The sequence below is a fragment of the Stutzerimonas urumqiensis genome (genome assembly GCF_003640395.1).
Taxonomy (GTDB): domain Bacteria; phylum Pseudomonadota; class Gammaproteobacteria; order Pseudomonadales; family Pseudomonadaceae; genus Stutzerimonas; species Stutzerimonas urumqiensis.
In genome coordinates, this window is record NZ_RBZQ01000005.1 from 187347 (window position 1) to 204945 (window position 17599).

Sequence of the window (17599 nt, forward strand, 5' to 3'; positions counted from 1 at the left end):
AGCCTCGGCCTTACGGTTCATGAAGGTAGGCAAAATAGCCGTGTCCGCGTCGAGCAGTCGCCGCCTACACAAATGTCCCCAAAAACCGCCGCCTCAGACCTGCCTTGCACGCAACCGTTCAATTCGCCCAAAGGACAAGTACAAGATGAAGAAGCTGATTCTGACCACAGGAGCGCTGACCTTGACGCTTCTGGCAAGCGCCACGATGGCGGCGGTAGCCCCCGCAGAGGCTGCCCGCCTCGGCGACACCCTGACACCCATCGGAGCCGAGAAAGCCGGTAATGCGGCAGGCACCATTCCGGCCTGGACCGGCGGCCTGGCCGTCGACGCCGGCTCGGTGAATGCGGATGGCTTCGTGGCCGACCCGTTCCCGCAGGACACGCCCAAGTTCGTCATCACTGCGCAGAACTACGAGCAGTACCAGGAGAACCTGGCGCCCGGCCAGATCGCCATGCTCAAGCGGTACCCCGATACCTATCGGCTGCCCGTCTACGAGACGCGGCGGACCGCGGCCATGCCATCGTCGATCTACGAAGCCGCCGCACGCAACGCCACGCAGACCAAGCTGGTGCGCGGTGGCAACGGCCTGGAGAACTTCAACACGGCGATCGCCTTCCCGGTACCGAAGGATGGCCTCGAGGTGATCTGGAACCACATCACCCGCTACCGCGGCGGCTCGGCCCGGCGCGTCGTCGCCCAGGCGACACCGCAGGTGAACGGCGACTACAGCCTGGTCAAGTTCGTTGATGAGGTCGTCTACACCAACACACTGAAGGACTTCGATCCCGCCAAGCACGGCAACATCCTGTTCTATTTCAAGCAACAGGTGACCGAGCCATCGCGCCTCGCCGGCAACGTTCTGCTGGTCCACGAAACGCTCGACCAGGTGAAAGAACCCCGCATGGCCTGGATTTACAACGCCGGTCAGCGACGCGTACGTCGAGCGCCGCAGGTAGCGTACGACGGTCCCGGCACAGCGGCCGACGGTCTGCGCACCGCCGACAACCTCGACATGTTCAACGGCGCACCGGATCGCTATGACTGGAAACTGATCGGCAAGAAAGAGCTGTACATCCCCTATAACGCCTACCGGCTGGACTCACCGACCGTCAAATACGACGACATCATCCAGGCCGGGCACATCAACCAGGACCTGACCCGCTACGAGCTTCATCGCGTCTGGGAAGTCGAAGCGACACTCAAGAAAGGCGAGCGGCACATCTATGGCAAGCGCCACTTCTTCATCGACGAAGACACCTGGCAGGCCGCGGTGATCGACCACTATGACGGACGCGGCACGCTATGGCGCGTCGCCGAGGCCCATGCCCAGCAGTTCTACAACGTGCAGGTCCCGCTGTACTCGATGGAGACCCTGTATGACCTCGTCTCGGGTCGCTACTTGGTGATGGGCATGAAGAACGAAGAGAAGAACCCCTACACCTACAACTACGAAGCGAACTCGAACCAGTACACCCCGGCCGCGCTGAGAAATTCCGGCGTCCGTTAAGGCTCGAAATGAAAAACGCCCCGCTTGCCAGGCTTGCGGGGCGTTTTCATTTATTCACCGCTACTCGGCGGCGGATTGGATTCGCTGACACGACGCCGACGACGAATCTGCAACAAGTACTGCACCGGACCGGACACCGCGTACGCCAGGAAGATGAGCAAGAGAATACGCGGCGGATCGCTGAACACCACGGCGAACACCAGCACCACCACCAGGATCGCGAAGAAAGGCACTCGGCCTTTGAAGTCCAGATCCTTGAAGCTGTAGTACTTGATGTTGCTCACCATTAGCAGACCGGCCAGCGCCACCAGCAGCGCGAACAGCATGACCAGCACGAACGGCAACTCGGTACCGCGAATGCCCGTCTCGTCGAGCGCCCAGATCGCCCAGACCGAACCGGACACCACCCCGGCCGCCGCCGGACTGGCCAGCCCGATGAACCACTTCTTGTCGACCTTTCCGATCTGCGTGTTGAAGCGCGCCAGCCGCAGAGCGGCACAGGCGGCATAGATGAAGGCCACCGTGAGCCCGACGTTACCCAGCTCCAGCAGCGCCCATTGGTAAGCGAGAATGGCCGGCGCGAGGCCGAAAGCGACCATGTCGGACAGCGAGTCGTACTCGCCGCCAAATGCGCTCTGGGTATTGGTTAAGCGTGCGACCCGCCCGTCCATGCTGTCGAGCACCATCGCCACGAAGACAGTGGCGGCCGCGACATAGAAGTTGCCGTTCACGGCGTTGATGATCGAATAGAAGCCAGCGAACAGGTTGGCCGTGGTGAACAGGTTCGGCAGCAGGTAGATGCCCCGATGACGCACCTTGCGGCCCTCGGCGTCCTGCCCTTCTTCGACGTGCTCGTCGATCGGCAGAAGGCTCTCTGGCTCGGGATGCTTGTTTGGCTCTTGTGAATGCTCGGTCATGCGCATAAATCCTTAGCCGTCTGAATCAGTTCGACCGGACCCATCGTGTCAGGTTCAGCCTCCGCGACAGCGCTCATGTACTCGGTTTGACAGTGGCCCAAAGCAAAGACGCGGCCGAAGCCGCGTCCTGGTGGTCTCGAGCCGGAATCAGTTCTTGCTCTTGTCCACGATCTTGTTGGCGGCGATCCAGGGCATCATTGCACGAAGCTTCTCGCCGACCTGCTCGATCGGGTGCGCCGCGTTGTTACGACGGTACGCCGTCATCGACGGGTAGTTGGCGGCGCCTTCGGTGATGAACATCTTCGCGTATTCGCCATCCTGGATACGCTTGAGTGCGTTGCGCATGGCCGCTCGCGACTCGGCGTTGATGACCTCCGGCCCGGTCACGTACTCGCCGTACTCGGCGTTGTTCGAGATCGAGTAATTCATGTTGGCGATGCCGCCTTCGTACATGAGGTCGACGATCAGCTTGAGCTCGTGCAGGCATTCGAAATAGGCCATTTCAGGGGCATAGCCCGCCTCGACCAGCGTTTCGAAACCAGCCTTCACCAGCTCGACGCAGCCACCGCACAGAACGGCCTGCTCGCCGAACAGGTCAGTTTCGGTCTCGTCCTTGAAGGTCGTCTCGATGATGCCGGAACGGCCGCCGCCTACACCGCTGGCGTAGGACAGGGCGAGGTTCTTCGCGTTGCCGGAAGCATCCTGGTAGATCGCAATGAGGTCAGGGATACCGCCGCCCTTGACGAACTCGGAACGCACGGTATGACCCGGCGCCTTCGGCGCGATCATGATCACGTCCAGGTCCGCGCGGGGCACGACCTGGTTGTAGTGGATCGAGAAACCGTGAGCGAAGGCCAGGGTCACGCCCTTCTTCAGGTTCGGCTCGATCTCTTCCTTGTACAGGCGACCCTGGAACTCGTCCGGGGTCAGGATCATCACGACATCGGCAGCCGCAACGGCAGCCGGCACATCGCTGACCTTGAGGCCGTGTGCTTCGGCCTTGGCAATGGAGGACGAGCCGGGACGCAGACCGACCGTGACATCGACGCCGGAATCGCGCAGATTGCAAGCGTGCGCATGGCCCTGCGAGCCATAACCGATGATTGCGACCTTCTTGCCCTGGATGATGGAAAGATCGCAGTCCTTGTCGTAATACACTTTCATGAGTTACCCCTGTTGCTGGCCATGTAGGGCCTGTCTGAATTAGATGCTCAATACCTTGTCGCCACGGGAAATACCCGTGACGCCACTGCGAACGACCTCCAGGATCGAAGCGGTGCCGACCGCCTGGATGAAGCTGTCGAGCTTGTCGCTCGTTCCCGCCAGCTGAATGGTATAGACGGTGCTCGTCACATCGACGATCTGGCCGCGGAATATATCGGTGGTGCGCTTGACCTCGGCACGCTGGGCACCGGTTGCCTTGACCTTCACCAGCATCAGCTCGCGTTCGATATGGGCGCTTTCCGAGAGGTCCACCAGCTTGACCACCTCGATCAGCTTGTTGAGGTTCTTGGTGATCTGCTCGATCACTTCGTCATGGCCGATGGTGGTGAGCGTCAGGCGCGATAGCGTCGGATCTTCGGTCGGCGCTACGGTCAAGCTCTCGATGTTGTAGTTGCGCTGCGAAAACAGCCCGACCACGCGGGACAGCGCACCCGGCTCGTTTTCCATCAACAGGGAAATGATGTGTCTCATCAGGTGCGCTCCGTCTTGCTCAGCCACATGTCACGCATCGCGCCGTCACGGATCTGCATCGGATAGACGTGCTCGCTCGGATCGACCTGGATATCCAGGAATACCAGCCTGTTCTTCATGGCGAAGGCTTCTTCGAGGCCCGGCTTGAGGTCCTTGAGTTCGGTGATGCGCATGCCGACATGGCCGTATGCCTCGACCAGCTTCACGAAATCGGGCAGCGACTCCATGTAGGAATGCGAATAGCGGCTGTCGTACTGCATGTCCTGCCACTGCCGCACCATGCCCAGCGCACCGTTGTTCAGGTTCACGATCTTGACCGGCAGGTCGTATTGCAGGCAGGTGGACAGCTCCTGGATGTTCATCTGGATGCTGCCTTCGCCCGTCACACAGGCGACGTCATCGTCCGGGAAATTCAGCTTGGCGCCCATCGCCGCCGGAAACCCGAAGCCCATGGTGCCGAGGCCACCGGAGTTGAGCCATCGGTTGGGCCGGTCGAACCGATAGTATTGCGCCGCGAACATCTGGTGCTGGCCGACGTCCGAGGCGACGAAGGCTTTGCCGCCCGTCACTTCGCAGAGCGTTTCGATAACGGTCTGCGGTTTGATGATCGACCCATCGCCTTTCTCGTAGGGGAAGAGGCCACGGTTACCACGCCACTCCTCGATCTGCTTCCACCAGGTACCGAGGCTGTCGGCGACCTGGGCGGTACCGATTTCCTTCACGATCGCGACCATTTCGGTCAGCACGCTGTCCACGGGGCCAACGATCGGGATGTCGGCCTTGATGGTCTTGGAAATGGACGCCGGGTCGATGTCGATATGAATGATCTTGGCGTTCGGGCAGAACTTGGTTGCCCCGTTGATCACGCGATCATCGAATCGCGCGCCCACGGCCAGAATGACATCGGAATGGTGCATGGCCAGGTTGGCGGTGTAGCTGCCGTGCATGCCCAGCATGCCAAGGAACTGCCGATCGGTGCCCGGGTAGCTACCCAGGCCCATCAGGGTGTTGGTGACGGGCAGGTTGAGCAGCTTCGCCAATTCGGTCAGCTGAGCCGAGGCGCCACCCATGATGACACCACCGCCGGAGTAGACGATCGGCCGCTTGGCCGACAGCAGCAACTCCGCCGCCTTGCGGATCTGACCGGAATGCCCGCGCACCGCAGGGCTGTAGGAGCGCAGCTTGGCCTTCTTCGGGTAGACGTACTCGAACTTGTCCGCGGGGTTGGTCATGTCCTTGGGAATGTCGACCACGACCGGACCGGGACGCCCGGACTGTGCCAGGTAGAACGCCTTCTTCATGACTTCCGGAATCTCGGAGGCGTGCTTGATCATGAAGCTGTGCTTAACGATCGGCCGGGAGATGCCGATCATGTCGGTCTCCTGGAAGGCGTCGGTGCCGACCATGTTGCTGGCGACCTGCCCGGAAATCACCACCATCGGAATCGAGTCCATGTAGGCGGTGGCGATGCCGGTGATCGCGTTCGTGGCACCGGGGCCGGAGGTGACCAGCACCACGCCGGCCTTGCCGGTAGCACGGGCGTAGCCATCGGCCATGTGCGTTGCGGCCTGTTCATGCCGGACCAGGATGTGCGTAACCTCCTTTTCCTTGAACAAGGCGTCGTAGATATGGAGCAGGGCCCCGCCCGGGTACCCGTAGATATATTTAACGCCTTCGTCCCGCAGGAAGCGGACGACCATTTCAGCGCCGGATAAGAGTTCCACGATGTTCACCTCTAAAACGCCAGACAACCGCCCGCTACGGACGGCCAGAATAGGTAACTGCCAGGCAGAGCATGAGCGACGGTGGTCGCCGACTACGTCAGCTACTGACTGAGCGAGTATTGGGAGCAGCCGCAAGTGTTGATACGGACTCCCACCCAGCGCGAGGTAACGCGTTGCGGTTGTTGCGGTCGGCGCGGGTGTGCGCCTCATGATCTGCCAGTGGCAAACCCGGTAGGGCCGTCTGGACAGCAGACCCCGGATTGTTCGGATTAGGCCAGGGCAAGTCAAGTCTGGCGTGGCTGCAAGGGCCTTGCCGCCGAGCTGTGATGCCGCTCAGGTCAAGGCTCCGGCCTTTGCGTATAGTACGTCGACGTTCTGTCTCGAAAGGAATTCAACATGCGGTCTTTGGCCTTCCTCGGCGCCCTCGTGCTTTCGCTTGGCGCCAGCGCGCATGCAGCCCAGGTCTACAAGTGGGTCGACGCCCAGGGCATCACGCATTTCGGCGCACAACCGCCTGAAGGGCAGGCAGCTCAGCCAATCAATACTCAGGCCGCACCTCCTGCGTCGGCAGCTGAGCCAGTGCCGGCGGACCTCGACGAGCAGGAAGCACCCAGCCAGCAGGAAATCGATGAAAAGGTGAAGCAGCAGGTCGCCCAGCAGGAAGCGGAAATTCGCCGTTATTGCGAGACGCTACGGACCAACCTGGCCCAATTGCAGAACAACCCCAGGGTTCGCGTCGAGGAGAATGGAGAGGTGCGCCGGCTCGGCGAAGAAGAGCGGCAGGCTCGCATTGTCGAAACGACCGAGAAGATCGCCAAGGATTGCGACTGACAGCAGGCAGCCGCTTATTGGCCCAGCTGCTCGTGACGCTCGCTCACCTCGGTAATCAGGCGATCGAACGACTCGATCGCCTGCAGCAACCCGGCCACCGAAGGTCCTCGCCCCTGGTACGCAAGCTCCGCCATCGGAAGGATGCCACTCACGCGCGGCAGCGCATCGGCGCTTTCCAGAATGAGCTTCATCCTGGGCAGGAACACCCACTGCAGCCATTGCTCGAGCGGCAGCGTATCGATGCAGAACGGCTGCGTGCTGGCCAGCGCAGATGCCGATGGGGCTTGGGCTGTCCACATGTCCAGGCGTCGCAGCTCCCGTTCGATCAGGAGCAACTGATCGGCCAGGGACAGGATATGCGGTTCCATTACGCGCCGACTCGTGCTCGCTCGCGAGCCTGAGCGGCGCCAGCGGCATCGCCCATCCGCTCACGCGCCTGGGCAATGAGATTCCACAGGCTGGCCTGCAGGGCGGGCCGCCCGCTCGCATAGCTCAGTGCACGGCGTGCCAGTTGCTCGGTCTGTGCGACATCGCCTTGGGCAAGCCTTACCTCGGCCAATCGGTACAACACCTGGGGCTCGCGCGGGGCGATGCGCTGGGCCCGCTCGAGGCTCGACGCCGCACCGTTGAGATCCCCGCCACTTTGCTGCTGTTGAGCGGTGGTCAGCAGGGCGAGCACCGGCCCATCGAGTTGCTCGTCTTCCGCGAGCCCGCCTGCCGAGGGAACGCCACTTGGTCCGCTCGGTTGCGTCATCCCAGGCATCTGCGGAGGCTGGGACGACGCGCCCCATTGGCCCGGAGTGGACATGGGCGCCGGCTCGACCGGCAGCCCCTGTTCCGGTGCCGGAAAGGTTTGCAGCGGCGCGCCGGCGTTCTGCGGAACCATCACCACCACCCCCGAATCCGTCGGTGCGGCCGGCTGGGCCGCGGGCGGGTTGGCCTGGTAGGACGGCCGGCCCCCGCCTTCCGATACCGGCGCACTGGCATCGACGACGGGTATCGCACCGCGATCCACCGTCGCACAACCGGACACGGCAAGCACCGCCAACAACCACCACTGCTTATTCACACCATCGTCTCCTGCCACATACCGTTGCGGCTGTCATTGCAACCATCCACGCACCCAATCCATGACCGACTCGGCCGGCGCCGACAAGCCGCAGCCAGGGCCAGGCGGGGGCTCGCTGCCGCGAATATAGGGCATCTGCACGGCATCCGGACAGTTGCTGTCAGTGCCCTGCCCTGTCCGCGCATCCACCCAGACATAGTGGACATTGTCCGGAACGGGTGGATCGAGGGGGAGCGGATCGGCCCTGCGCATGAAATCCGCCCACACCTGCAACGCACCGGTGGCGCCGGTCAGCGGCGTCTTGCCGTTATCGTCACGGCCCAGCCAGACCACGGCCAGCAGGTCCTGGCTGAAGCCGGCGAACCAGCTGTCACGCGAATCATTGGTGGTCCCGGTCTTGCCGGCGACAGCAAGCGAGGCAGGCAACTGGTTGTAGGCCGAGCGCCCCGTTCCCTCACGCATCACCCGCTGCATGCCGTATTGCGTGAGATAGATGGCGCCTGGGTCGAAGCGTTGTTCAATCCGGAACGGATAGCGCTTGAGCGGCTCGCCCTCGGCGTCCAGCACGCTGCGGATCGCGCGAAGCGGCGTGTTGAAACCGCCGTTGGCGAGGGTCTGGTACATCCCGGCGACTTCGACCGGAGTCAGCGCACCGGCGCCCAGCAGCATTGACGGATAGGCCGGCCAATCGCGCTCGACGCCAAGCCGCTGCAAGGTCTTCAGCACGTTGGGCACACCGAGCTCCAGACCTAGACGGGCGGTCGACAGGTTGTAGGAGTTGGCCAGCGCCTGATATAGGTAGACATCCCCGTGCGCCTGGCGATCATAGTTCTGCGGCTTCCAGACCTGTCCATCCGCGCCCTTCACCGACAGCGGCTCGTCTTCGATCACCGTCGTCAGGGTGTACTGGCTGGGACGCTCGAGCGCAGTCAGATAGATGGCCGGCTTGATGAGTGAGCCGATCGGGCGCACCGCATCGAGCGCGCGATTGAAGCCGGCGAAACCTGGCTGCCGACTTCCCAGCAGCGCCTGGACTTCGCCCGTCTCGGGATTGGTCACGACCATAGCGCCCTCAACCTCCTCGGCTCCCTTACGGTTGCCCAGGCGCTTCAGGGTCTCGGTCATCGCCCGTTCAGCCTTCGACTGGGCGATCGGATCGAAACTGGTGAAAATCCTTAGCCCTTCTTCGGTCAGATCCTCTTCGCGGTAATCCTGGCGCAGCTGGCGTTTGACCAGATCCAGGAATGCCGGATACGAACTGTCGGCCATGCTGCCGCGACGACTCACATCGAGCGGCCGTTGCTTGGCGGCAGCCGCCTGCTCGGGGGTGATGATCGCCTGCTCCGCCAGAACGTCGATGACCAGGTTACGCCGCTCGAGCGCCCGCTCCGGATGCCGGCGCGGGTTGTAATAGGTCGGCCCCTTGACCATGCCCACGAGCAGCGCCACCTGATGCAACTTCAGCTCCGCCAGCGGCTGGCTGAAAAAGTACTGGCTCGCCAGGCCGAACCCGTGGATCGCGCGTCGCCCGTCCTGCCCGAGGAACACCTCGTTCAGGTAGGCCTCGAGAATCTCCTCCTTGTCATAGTGCAGCTCCAGCAGCACCGCCATCATGGCCTCGGTGGCCTTGCGCACAAGGGTGCGATCGCTTGTCAGGTAGAAATTCTTCACCAGCTGCTGGGTCAGCGTACTGCCGCCCTGACGCAACTCGCCGGCGGTCAGGTTCACCCACATGGCGCGTGCGATCGACTTGGGCGACACACCGAAGTGATCGAAAAATTCCCGATCCTCGACGGCCACAAGCGTTTCGATCAGGTACGGCGGCACCTGATCGATCTGGATAAGAATGCGGTCTTCGTTATGAGCCGGATAAAGCCCGCCGATCAGCAAGGGCTCGAGGCGAGCCACCGCAAGATCTCCCGCACCCACGCGGCTCAAGCCGGCCACCTTGTCGCCTGCAAACCGGACGCGCAGATGACGCGCCTCTTCGGCCCCCTCGTAGAACTGGAAGCCGCGGGTGTGCAGCTCGACCGCGTTGCTGGCGACAGACATATCGCCCGGACCGGAGACCGCCTTCTCACGGCGATAACCCAGCGCTTCCAGTTCGGTCAGGAAATCGTCCTTGTCCAGTTTCTGGCCTTCGAACAATTCGAGCGGGCGAGCGTAGACCTTGGCTGGCACCGTCCAGCGCTTGCCGGAGAATTTCTCCTGGACCACCGCATCGAGATAGACCGCCACGCCCGCCAGGATGACCAGGCCAACCAGCGACAGCTTCAGTGCCCAGCCCCACAACGGCGCGAACCGGCCGCGCGAGCCCTTGCGCCGGGGGCGCGGCGAACGACCGCCAGAGCGGCTCATGCTTCACCTCCGGTGCGACCGATCGATCCCTCGACGGCCATGCGGATTGGCCACGTCTGAAGGCGCTGCGGGCGGGTCGAGGCAAGATGGCGAGAAAGCGGCTTCCCCATGAAATCGGTGCCGAGTTCCGGTTGTTTCAACAAGCGATTCTCCTGACCTTCGCAGCGTCACTGCCGCGAAACTGGCGTGGCGAAATGTCCGGTCGCCGGACGTGGCGGCGCATTATACGCACTTCCACCGAGCGGCTGACGCCGCCTCGACGGTTTGCAGCACCGCTTGGGCCGGCCATAATGCCGGCCATCCTGCGCGTGAAGTGCTTCACAATTCATTCGCCCTCCCCTTCGAATCCGCAAGGAGCGACCGTGAGCCAAGCCCTGATTGCCGCCCTGCAAGACCCTGCACGCTATCCACACCCAACCGGCGATATCCGTGTGATCGAGACCCATATTTCATGGGTTGTTCTCACCGGGCCATTCGCCTACAAGATCAAGAAACCGGTGGATTTCGGCTTTCTGAATTTCACCGAACTGGCGGCACGCAAGCATTTTTGCGAGGAAGAGCTGCGCTTGAACCAGCGCCTCGCCCCCGACCTCTATCTGGAGGTGCTACCGATCGGCGGCACGGCCGAAGCACCACGCCTGGGCGAGGATGGCGAACCGATCGAATATGCGTTGAAGATGAGCGAGTTCGGCCAGGATCAGTTGCTCGCCGAAGTACAGGCGCGGGGTGAACTGACCGACGCGCACATCGACGCGCTAGCCAGACAGATCGGCGACTTTCATCTGCAAACGCCAGCCGTTCCGGCAGACCATCCGCTCAGCACGCCCGAGGCGATCGTCGCCCCGATGCGTCAGAACTTCGAACAGATCAGGCCACTGCTCACCGACGACGCCGATCGAGTGCAGCTCGACGCACTGGAAGCCTGGACCGAAAGCTCGATCCAGCGCCTGATGCCCCTGCTGCAAAAACGCTGTGACCTCGGCGCAATCCGCGAATGTCATGGCGATCTTCACCTTGGCAACGCAACGCTGATCAACGGTGAAGTTCTGCTCTTCGATTGCATCGAATTCAACGAACCGTTCCGGCTGATCGACATCGCATCCGACGCCGCCTTCCTCGCGATGGACTTGGAAGACCGGGGCCTGCGCTCCCAGGCCCGACGCTTCGTCAACGGCTGGCTGGAACGCACCGGCGACTATGATGCGCTGGGCCTCCTGAACCTCTACAAGGCCTATCGCGCGCTGGTCCGGGCGAAGGTGAATGCCTTCCGCCTGCACCAGGAACAGGACCCGGTCGAGCGCGCAGTGATCATGCGCCGCTACCGCAGCTACGCGAACCTGGCCGAGTCCTACAGCGCCATCCCACTGCGCTTTTTCATCATTACCGAAGGCGTTTCCGCAGTCGGCAAAAGCCACGTCGCATTACGGCTCGTCGAGTCGTTCGGCGCGGTGAGGCTGCGCTCGGACATCGAACGCAAACGCCTGGCACCCGATGATCTGTACAGCCAGGCGGCGACCCAATCGACCTACGCGCGCCTGCACGATCTGGCCCGAACAGCCCTGCAGGCCGGCTTTCCGGTCGTTGCCGACGCGACATACCTTCGACGGGTCCAACGCGACGAGGCCAGACGCATCGCTACCGAAACCGGCGTTCCCTTCCTCATCCTGGCATGCGAGGCGCCGGATGCAGTCATCGAGCAATGGCTGGCCCAGCGCCACGCAACCGGCGCCGACCCGTCCGACGCCACGATGGATGTCGTCCGCGCCCAGCAAACCAGTCGAGAACCGCTGGATGAGGATGAGCTGATCGCCTGCAAGCGCGTGCAGACTCACCTCGCCAGCGACATTGACAATCTGGTGGCGGTAATTCGGCAGCGCCTCGGACAATGCCAATAACGCGCGCCGACATGCGATCTTGAGCGAGAGCAGCCACCTGTTCGGGTCGGTAGCTGACGGCTACGCCAGCTTCCGCCCGGTCTATCCCGACGCTCTGTTCGACTGGCTGGTAGCCCGCGTCGGTCGATGTCGTGTCGCGCTGGACATCGGTGCAGGCAGTGGCCAGGCGAGCCGGGGGCTCGACAGGCGTTTCGAACAGGTAATCGCCTGCGATGCCAGCGAGCAGCAACTCCGCGCGAACCAAGGATGGGCGACGGTCATGCCGGTCGTCTGCGATGCGGAGCGACTGCCTGTAGCCGATTCGTCAGTCGACCTGATCATCGTGGCGCAGGCGCTGCATTGGTTCGCCACGGATGCGTTTTTTGCCGAAACGCGGCGGGTCCTGCACCCTTCGGGATTCTTCTGCGCCTGGTGCTATGGACTGATCGAGGTAACCCCAGCCATTAACGAGGTCATCCGCGAGCTGCACGGTGTTCAGCTGGCAGGCTTTTGGCCCGTGGGCCGGGAAAGCGTCGACCGTAGTTATGCAGATATCCAGCCGCCCTTTCCCAGGCAGCCCACGCCTGCCCTCATGCTGGAGACAGCATGGCAATTGACTGACCTGCTTGGCTACCTCAGGACGTGGTCAGCAGTCACTCGCTGGCAGAACAGGCATGGCGGCGACCTCATTCAGGTCATCGAGCCAAAACTTCGGCGAGCATGGAGGAGCGAAACGAAGCAACGGGTTCGCTGGCCCCTACATTTCATAGCGGGCTATCCGAACCGGATCTGACGGCCATACACGCCTGCGTGCCCCGGCGCCAACGACTCATACGAGCTAGCTCACATCCTCTCTTTCGCCCCATTTACGGCGCAAGGACGGCGCTCTACTGTGCGCACAATTCCGTCATGCTCGGCCACAAGGATTGCGCTATGTATTTGCTTGGAGAACAACCGGCCTATGCCGACCATCTGATCACTCGCCTTCAGCGCATCCCTTCGCAGCTACTCGCGGGCCTGGTGCCCAGCGGCTCATCGATTCGCGTCGACGCCACAGATGACCTCGGTTCGGCACTGCCGACTCACCAGTTGTTCATGATCGAAAGCGGCCTGGTGCACGCGCGCATAGACGGGCGCCCGCTGTTCTACCTACAGGAAGGCGACCTCATCGGCCTGCGTCAGGCCTCGGATCTCCCCGGCTGGGTGTATTGCGCCGATGAGCCGGTGTTGCTGCGACCCTTCGCCCGCAGCGCCGTGTTCACCCATATACACGCCGACGAGGAGCGGCAAGAGCTGTTTCTGCAATATCTCGTTGGCCAGACCGCTCTGCTCTCGGATGCGCTGGCACGTCTGAAACAGCCCGAAATTCGACCGACCACCGGCTTCCAGCAATTCGCCAGCGGCGCCGAGCTCATCCACCAAGGGGACGACGCCGACCACGTGTTCATCATCATCGATGGGGCAGCCGACGCATACGTCGACGGCTTGAAGGTCGGCGATGTGCAGAAAGACGAAATATTCGGCGCGATGGCCCTGTTTACCGGAGAACGACGAAGCGCCACCGTGATCGCCAGAGAGCCGTGTACGGTCATGGTCATTCCGCGCGACCAGTTTCTCGGGCTGATGCAGACGAACCCGAGGATCGCTCATAGCCTTATCGAAAGCATGGCCAGACGCATCGATCTGCTGAACAAGGAAGTCACTCAATTGAAGCTCGGCCTGGCCGGCTGACGCGAGGCGAAAAATCGCTCAAAAAGACGCTTGACCTGCTAATGAGAATTGTTATTATTATCTCAACTGGTCGCGAGATCAGCCGGTAAGCTGGAAGACAGGCAGTCGACTTTCAGGTTATCTCCTCATCAGGCTAATCACGGTTTTTGACCCGGCTCTGCCGGGTCTTTTTTTGCCTGCGATTTAAGGCCGATCACGAGTAGCGCAACGATTGCCAGAAACAAAAATCCGATGCCAGTTGCCTGGCATCGGATTTCGGGGAGCGCTCCGGCAACCGGAGCGCTCTAGTAACGCCAGGTGCTTCTCGAAGTCAGACGCCCGAGGCTTCTGCCGCCGCGACGTCCTTGATCGACAGCTTGATACGTCCACGGTTGTCGACATCAAGCACCAGCACTTTCACTTCCTGCCCTTCTTTCAGGACATCGGTCACTTTCTCGATGCGCTGATCGCTTATCTGAGAAATATGGACCAGACCATCTTTGCCCGGAAGGATGTTCACGAATGCACCGAAATCGACGATGCGCTCGACGCGCCCCGTATAGATCTTGCCGATCTCCGCTTCCGCAGTAATCGCCAGAACGCGCTGCTTAGCCGCTTCCGCTGCTTCCTTGGTCTCGCCGAAGATCTTGATCGAGCCGTCGTCTTCGATATCGATCGACGCCTTGGTCTCTTCGCAGATGCCGCGGATGGTGGCGCCGCCCTTACCAATGACATCGCGGATCTTGTCCTGGTCGATCTTCATCGCCAGCATGGTCGGTGCATTGGCCGACAGCTCGCTGCGCGACGTAGCGATGACCTGGCTCATCTGACCAAGAATGTTCAGGCGGGCTTCCAGCGCCTGGTTAAGAGCGATCTCCATGATCTCTTCGGTAATGCCCTGAATCTTGATGTCCATCTGCAGCGCAGTGACACCGTTGGCAGTACCCGCGACCTTGAAGTCCATGTCACCCAGGTGATCTTCATCACCGAGAATATCGGTCAGCACCGCGAACTTATCGCCTTCCTTGACCAGACCCATGGCGATACCGGCCACCGGCGCCTTCATCGGAACACCGGCATCCATCAGCGCAAGAGAAGCGCCGCACACCGAAGCCATCGAGCTGGAGCCGTTCGATTCGGTGATTTCCGATACCACCCGAATGGTGTACGGGAACTCAGCATCCTTCGGCAACATCGCCTGCACACCGCGGCGTGCCAGGCGGCCATGGCCGATCTCGCGACGGCCAGCGCTGCCCATCCGTCCCGCTTCACCCACCGAATACGGCGGGAAGTTGTAGTGCAGCATGAAGGCGTCCTTCTTCTCGCCTTCAAGGGTGTCGAGCAGCTGTGCGTCGCGAGCGGTGCCCAGCGTCGCGACAACCAGCGCCTGGGTTTCGCCACGGGTGAACAGGGCCGAACCGTGGGTCTTCGGCAGCACGCCCACCTCGATCTTCAGCGGGCGAACCGTACGGGTATCGCGGCCATCGATGCGGGGCTTGCCGTTGACGATATTCTCGCGGACGGTGCGGTATTCCAGCAGACCGAAAGCCTCCTTCACCTCGCCAACCGAGGGCTTGCCCTCCTCGTCGCCGGCAAAACGCTCGATGACCTGGTTGCGCAACTCATCCAGGCGGCCATAGCGCTGCTGCTTGACCGTGATGGTATAGGCCTCGGAGATTGCTTCCCCGAACTCGGCCTTGATTGCCGACAGCAGAGCGGTGTTTTCCGCAGGAGCGGTCCACTCCCAGGCAGGTTTCCCCGCCTCGGCAGCGAATTCCTTGACCGCCTTGATGACCGCTTGGAATTCCTGATGCGCGAACAGCACGGCGCCCAGCATCTGGTCTTCGGTCAGTTCCTTGGCTTCGGACTCGACCATAAGAACGGCGTCTTCGGTGCCGGCGACGACCATGTCGAGGCTGGACGCCTTGAGCTGCTCATAAGTCGGGTTCAGCAAGTAGCCGGTGTCTTCATGAAACGCTACGCGAGCAGCACCGACCGGGCCGCTGAACGGAATGCCGGAAACGGCCAGTGCGGCCGAGGTACCGATCATCGAAGCGATGTCCGGATCGGTTTTCTTGCTGGTGGACACGACGGTGCAGATGACCTGCACTTCGTTCAGGAAGCCTTCGGGGAACAGCGGACGGATCGGGCGATCGATCAGGCGCGACGTCAGCGTCTCCTTTTCGGAAGGACGACCTTCGCGCTTGAAGAAGCCACCCGGAATGCGACCGGCGGCGTAGGTCTTTTCCTGGTAGTGGACCGACAAGGGAAAGAACCCCTTGCCCGGATCCGCCTGCTTCGCACCGACGACCGTAACCAGCACGGTCACGTCTTCGTCGATCGAGACAAGTACGGCGCCGGATGCCTGGCGAGCAATGCGCCCCGTTTCGAGGGTGACGGTCGACTGACCGAATTGAAACTTCTTGATGACCGGATTCACGGTTCTTCCTTCTCTGTTGCCTTTGGGGAAATGGGTGGGAGTGCTGGGAGTCGGACCCAATTCATTCCCTTTGGATAGTCAAAAGCTGGAAGCCCGAACCGAAAGCCGGGGCAGGCCCCGTCGTTTCAACTTCGAACTTCCAGCTTCTGGCTTCCAGCTCGGTTGCGCCTTAGCGACGCAGACCCAGGCGACCGATCAGGGCGCTGTAACGAGTCGTGTCCTTGCCTTTGAGGTAATCCAGCAGCTTGCGGCGCTGGTTCACCATGCGGATCAGACCACGACGCGAGTGGTGGTCTTTGCCGTTGGCCTTGAAGTGGTCTTGCAACTTGTTGATGTTGTGGGTCAACAGTGCAACCTGCACTTCGGGCGAGCCGGTGTCGCCTTCGGATTGCTTGTACTCGTTAACGATCTGGGCTTTTTCTTCGACGCTCAATGCCATGATGGGCTCCTTGAGTGAACAGGCCGGGAATCGCTTCCCGTGTTATCGATAAGGAATGACCGTGCCTGCTGACAGCCACCCTTGGTACCGCACATCGCTGTACGGCATATTGCGGTCTACTTCGACCGAATTAACCGACGCGGGGCAACTCGCCCATCGTCACTTATCTCTCCGATACCGATGAAACGGTCGGCCTCGTCACGAACGCGCACAAGACCGAATTTCGGTGCCTCGGGCGCTCTGACCGGTTGACCATGCAACCAGTAGTAAGCCGTGTGCTCGGTAAGCGTCACTTGCGGCCAGTGATCCAGACCGCTGTCGACCGGCAGAAGGAATTCATCGAGTCCTTCGGCTCCTGCCTGCGCATGGACCTGCTCGAGTCTTTCCAACGTAACGACGCGATCAAGCCCGAATGGTCCTGCCTGCGTACGACGAAGTTCCGCCACATGCGCACCGCACCCCAGCACCTGCCCGAGGTCCTCGACCAGGGTCCGGATGTAGGTTCCCTTGCTGCATGCGACAGCGAGCCTCGCCTGATCACTGTCAAGCGACAATAGCTCCAGGCGCGCAATGGTAACAGAACGCGCCTCACGCTCCACCACCTCCCCCGCCCGCGCCAACTTATATAGAGGTTGTCCGTCGCGCTTGAGGGCAGAATACATGGGTGGGATCTGCTGAATCTCACCCTTGAAACGAGCCAGGGCAGTCTCCAGCCTTTCCCGATCGACGTCAGCTGGATGACGCTCGAGCACCTCGCCCTCGGCATCGCCTGTCGTCGTCGTGACCCCGAGCTGCATCAGGGTTTCGTACCCTTTGTCGGCCTCCAGCAGATACTGCGAGAACTTCGTCGCTTCGCCGAAGCATAGCGGCAGGACACCGGTTGCCAGCGGATCCAGACTGCCGGTATGCCCGGCCTTCTCTGCATTGAGCAACCAACGAACTTTCTGCAGGGCGGCATTCGATGTCAGCCCTTTCGGCTTGTCGAGCAGAATGACGCCATCGACGGCCCGGCGAACACGTTTTACCTGTGCCACG

The 17599-nt window shown here is 61.7% G+C and carries 15 protein-coding genes; 5 read left to right on the forward strand and 10 right to left on the reverse strand.

Going from position 1 to position 17599, the window contains the following annotated elements; all coding sequences use genetic code 11:
* The first annotated feature begins 145 nt into the window (after positions 1-145).
* Positions 146-1507 carry a DUF1329 domain-containing protein gene (locus D7325_RS11680; RefSeq protein ID WP_120995877.1) on the forward strand — a complete coding sequence of 454 codons (1362 nt, stop codon included), beginning with the start codon at positions 146-148 and terminating at the stop codon, positions 1505-1507.
* 50 nt (positions 1508-1557) lie between these two features.
* On the opposite strand, the gene pssA is transcribed toward D7325_RS11680, so the two are convergent.
* The 4 genes from pssA to D7325_RS11700 form a co-directional block, all read right to left on the reverse strand.
* On the reverse strand, positions 1558-2424 hold the full coding sequence (pssA, locus tag D7325_RS11685) for a CDP-diacylglycerol--serine O-phosphatidyltransferase (protein WP_120995879.1): 867 nt from the start codon (positions 2422-2424) through the stop codon (positions 1558-1560).
* Positions 2425-2571: 147 nt separating this feature from the next.
* Complete coding sequence (gene ilvC, locus D7325_RS11690) at positions 2572-3588, reverse strand: ketol-acid reductoisomerase (protein ID WP_120995881.1); 1017 nt, start codon at positions 3586-3588, stop codon at positions 2572-2574.
* 39 nt (positions 3589-3627) lie between these two features.
* Entirely contained in the window at positions 3628-4119 is a 492-nt protein-coding gene (gene ilvN, locus D7325_RS11695) for an acetolactate synthase small subunit (RefSeq protein WP_120995883.1), read from the reverse strand.
* Complete coding sequence (locus D7325_RS11700) at positions 4119-5843, reverse strand: acetolactate synthase 3 large subunit (protein WP_120996136.1); 1725 nt, start codon at positions 5841-5843, stop codon at positions 4119-4121. Before D7325_RS11700 ends, ilvN begins: the two co-directional genes overlap by 1 nt.
* Before the next feature lie 396 nt (positions 5844-6239).
* On the opposite strand from D7325_RS11700, the gene D7325_RS11705 reads away from it, so the two are divergent.
* Entirely contained in the window at positions 6240-6674 is a 435-nt protein-coding gene (locus D7325_RS11705; RefSeq protein ID WP_120995885.1) for a DUF4124 domain-containing protein, read from the forward strand.
* A gap of 14 nt (positions 6675-6688) precedes the next feature.
* On the opposite strand, the gene D7325_RS11710 is transcribed toward D7325_RS11705, so the two are convergent.
* From D7325_RS11710 to mrcB, 3 genes are read right to left on the reverse strand one after another with little or no spacing between them, the layout of a single operon-like run.
* A complete protein-coding gene (locus D7325_RS11710) occupies positions 6689-7042 on the reverse strand; it encodes a YqcC family protein (protein WP_120995887.1) in 354 nt (117 codons plus the stop codon).
* On the reverse strand, positions 7042-7743 hold the full coding sequence (locus D7325_RS11715; RefSeq protein ID WP_177431794.1) for a tetratricopeptide repeat protein: 702 nt from the start codon (positions 7741-7743) through the stop codon (positions 7042-7044). The genes D7325_RS11710 and D7325_RS11715 overlap by 1 nt, the downstream gene beginning before the upstream one ends.
* Positions 7744-7776: 33 nt before the next feature.
* The gene (mrcB, locus tag D7325_RS11720; protein ID WP_120995889.1) at positions 7777-10101 is read right to left on the reverse strand and encodes a penicillin-binding protein 1B; all 2325 of its coding nucleotides are present in this window, start codon (positions 10099-10101) and stop codon (positions 7777-7779) included.
* Positions 10102-10463: 362 nt separating this feature from the next.
* Between mrcB and D7325_RS11725 the strand changes: the two genes are divergently transcribed.
* The 3 genes from D7325_RS11725 to D7325_RS11735 all read left to right on the forward strand — a co-directional run bounded on the left by D7325_RS11725 (position 10464) and on the right by D7325_RS11735 (position 13706).
* Positions 10464-11996: a bifunctional aminoglycoside phosphotransferase/ATP-binding protein gene (locus D7325_RS11725; protein ID WP_120995891.1), complete on the forward strand. Its 1533-nt coding sequence runs from the start codon at positions 10464-10466 to the stop codon at positions 11994-11996.
* Between the two features lie 19 nt (positions 11997-12015).
* The gene (locus D7325_RS11730; protein WP_245962070.1) at positions 12016-12768 is read left to right on the forward strand and encodes a class I SAM-dependent methyltransferase; all 753 of its coding nucleotides are present in this window, start codon (positions 12016-12018) and stop codon (positions 12766-12768) included.
* Between the two features lie 140 nt (positions 12769-12908).
* Positions 12909-13706 (forward strand): Crp/Fnr family transcriptional regulator, encoded by a 798-nt coding sequence (locus D7325_RS11735; RefSeq protein WP_120995895.1) that lies wholly within the window; start codon positions 12909-12911, stop codon positions 13704-13706.
* 310 nt (positions 13707-14016) lie between these two features.
* Here D7325_RS11735 and pnp read toward each other — a convergent pair whose 3' ends face one another.
* From pnp to truB, 3 genes are all read right to left on the reverse strand, one after another.
* Complete coding sequence (pnp, locus tag D7325_RS11740) at positions 14017-16125, reverse strand: polyribonucleotide nucleotidyltransferase (RefSeq protein WP_120995897.1); 2109 nt, start codon at positions 16123-16125, stop codon at positions 14017-14019.
* A 169-nt stretch (positions 16126-16294) separates the two neighbouring features.
* Complete coding sequence (rpsO, locus tag D7325_RS11745) at positions 16295-16564, reverse strand: 30S ribosomal protein S15 (protein ID WP_120995899.1); 270 nt, start codon at positions 16562-16564, stop codon at positions 16295-16297.
* A gap of 116 nt (positions 16565-16680) precedes the next feature.
* A complete protein-coding gene (gene truB, locus D7325_RS11750) occupies positions 16681-17598 on the reverse strand; it encodes a tRNA pseudouridine(55) synthase TruB (RefSeq protein WP_120995901.1) in 918 nt (305 codons plus the stop codon).
* Position 17599: the final 1 nt, after the last annotated feature.

Bases quoted from the DNA above. Each gene is read 5' to 3' on its own strand.
- D7325_RS11680 (WP_120995877.1), top strand. From the start codon at position 146: ATGAAGAAGCTGATTCTGACCACAGGAGCGCTGACCTTGACGCTTCTG.
- pssA (WP_120995879.1), bottom strand. From the start codon at position 2,424: ATGACCGAGCATTCACAAGAGCCAAACAAGCATCCCGAGCCAGAGAGC.
- ilvC (WP_120995881.1), bottom strand. From the start codon at position 3,588: ATGAAAGTGTATTACGACAAGGACTGCGATCTTTCCATCATCCAGGGC.
- ilvN (WP_120995883.1), bottom strand. From the start codon at position 4,119: ATGAGACACATCATTTCCCTGTTGATGGAAAACGAGCCGGGTGCGCTG.
- D7325_RS11705 (WP_120995885.1), top strand. From the start codon at position 6,240: ATGCGGTCTTTGGCCTTCCTCGGCGCCCTCGTGCTTTCGCTTGGCGCC.
- D7325_RS11710 (WP_120995887.1), bottom strand. From the start codon at position 7,042: ATGGAACCGCATATCCTGTCCCTGGCCGATCAGTTGCTCCTGATCGAA.
- mrcB (WP_120995889.1), bottom strand. From the start codon at position 10,101: ATGAGCCGCTCTGGCGGTCGTTCGCCGCGCCCCCGGCGCAAGGGCTCG.
- D7325_RS11735 (WP_120995895.1), top strand. From the start codon at position 12,909: ATGTATTTGCTTGGAGAACAACCGGCCTATGCCGACCATCTGATCACT.
- rpsO (WP_120995899.1), bottom strand. From the start codon at position 16,564: ATGGCATTGAGCGTCGAAGAAAAAGCCCAGATCGTTAACGAGTACAAG.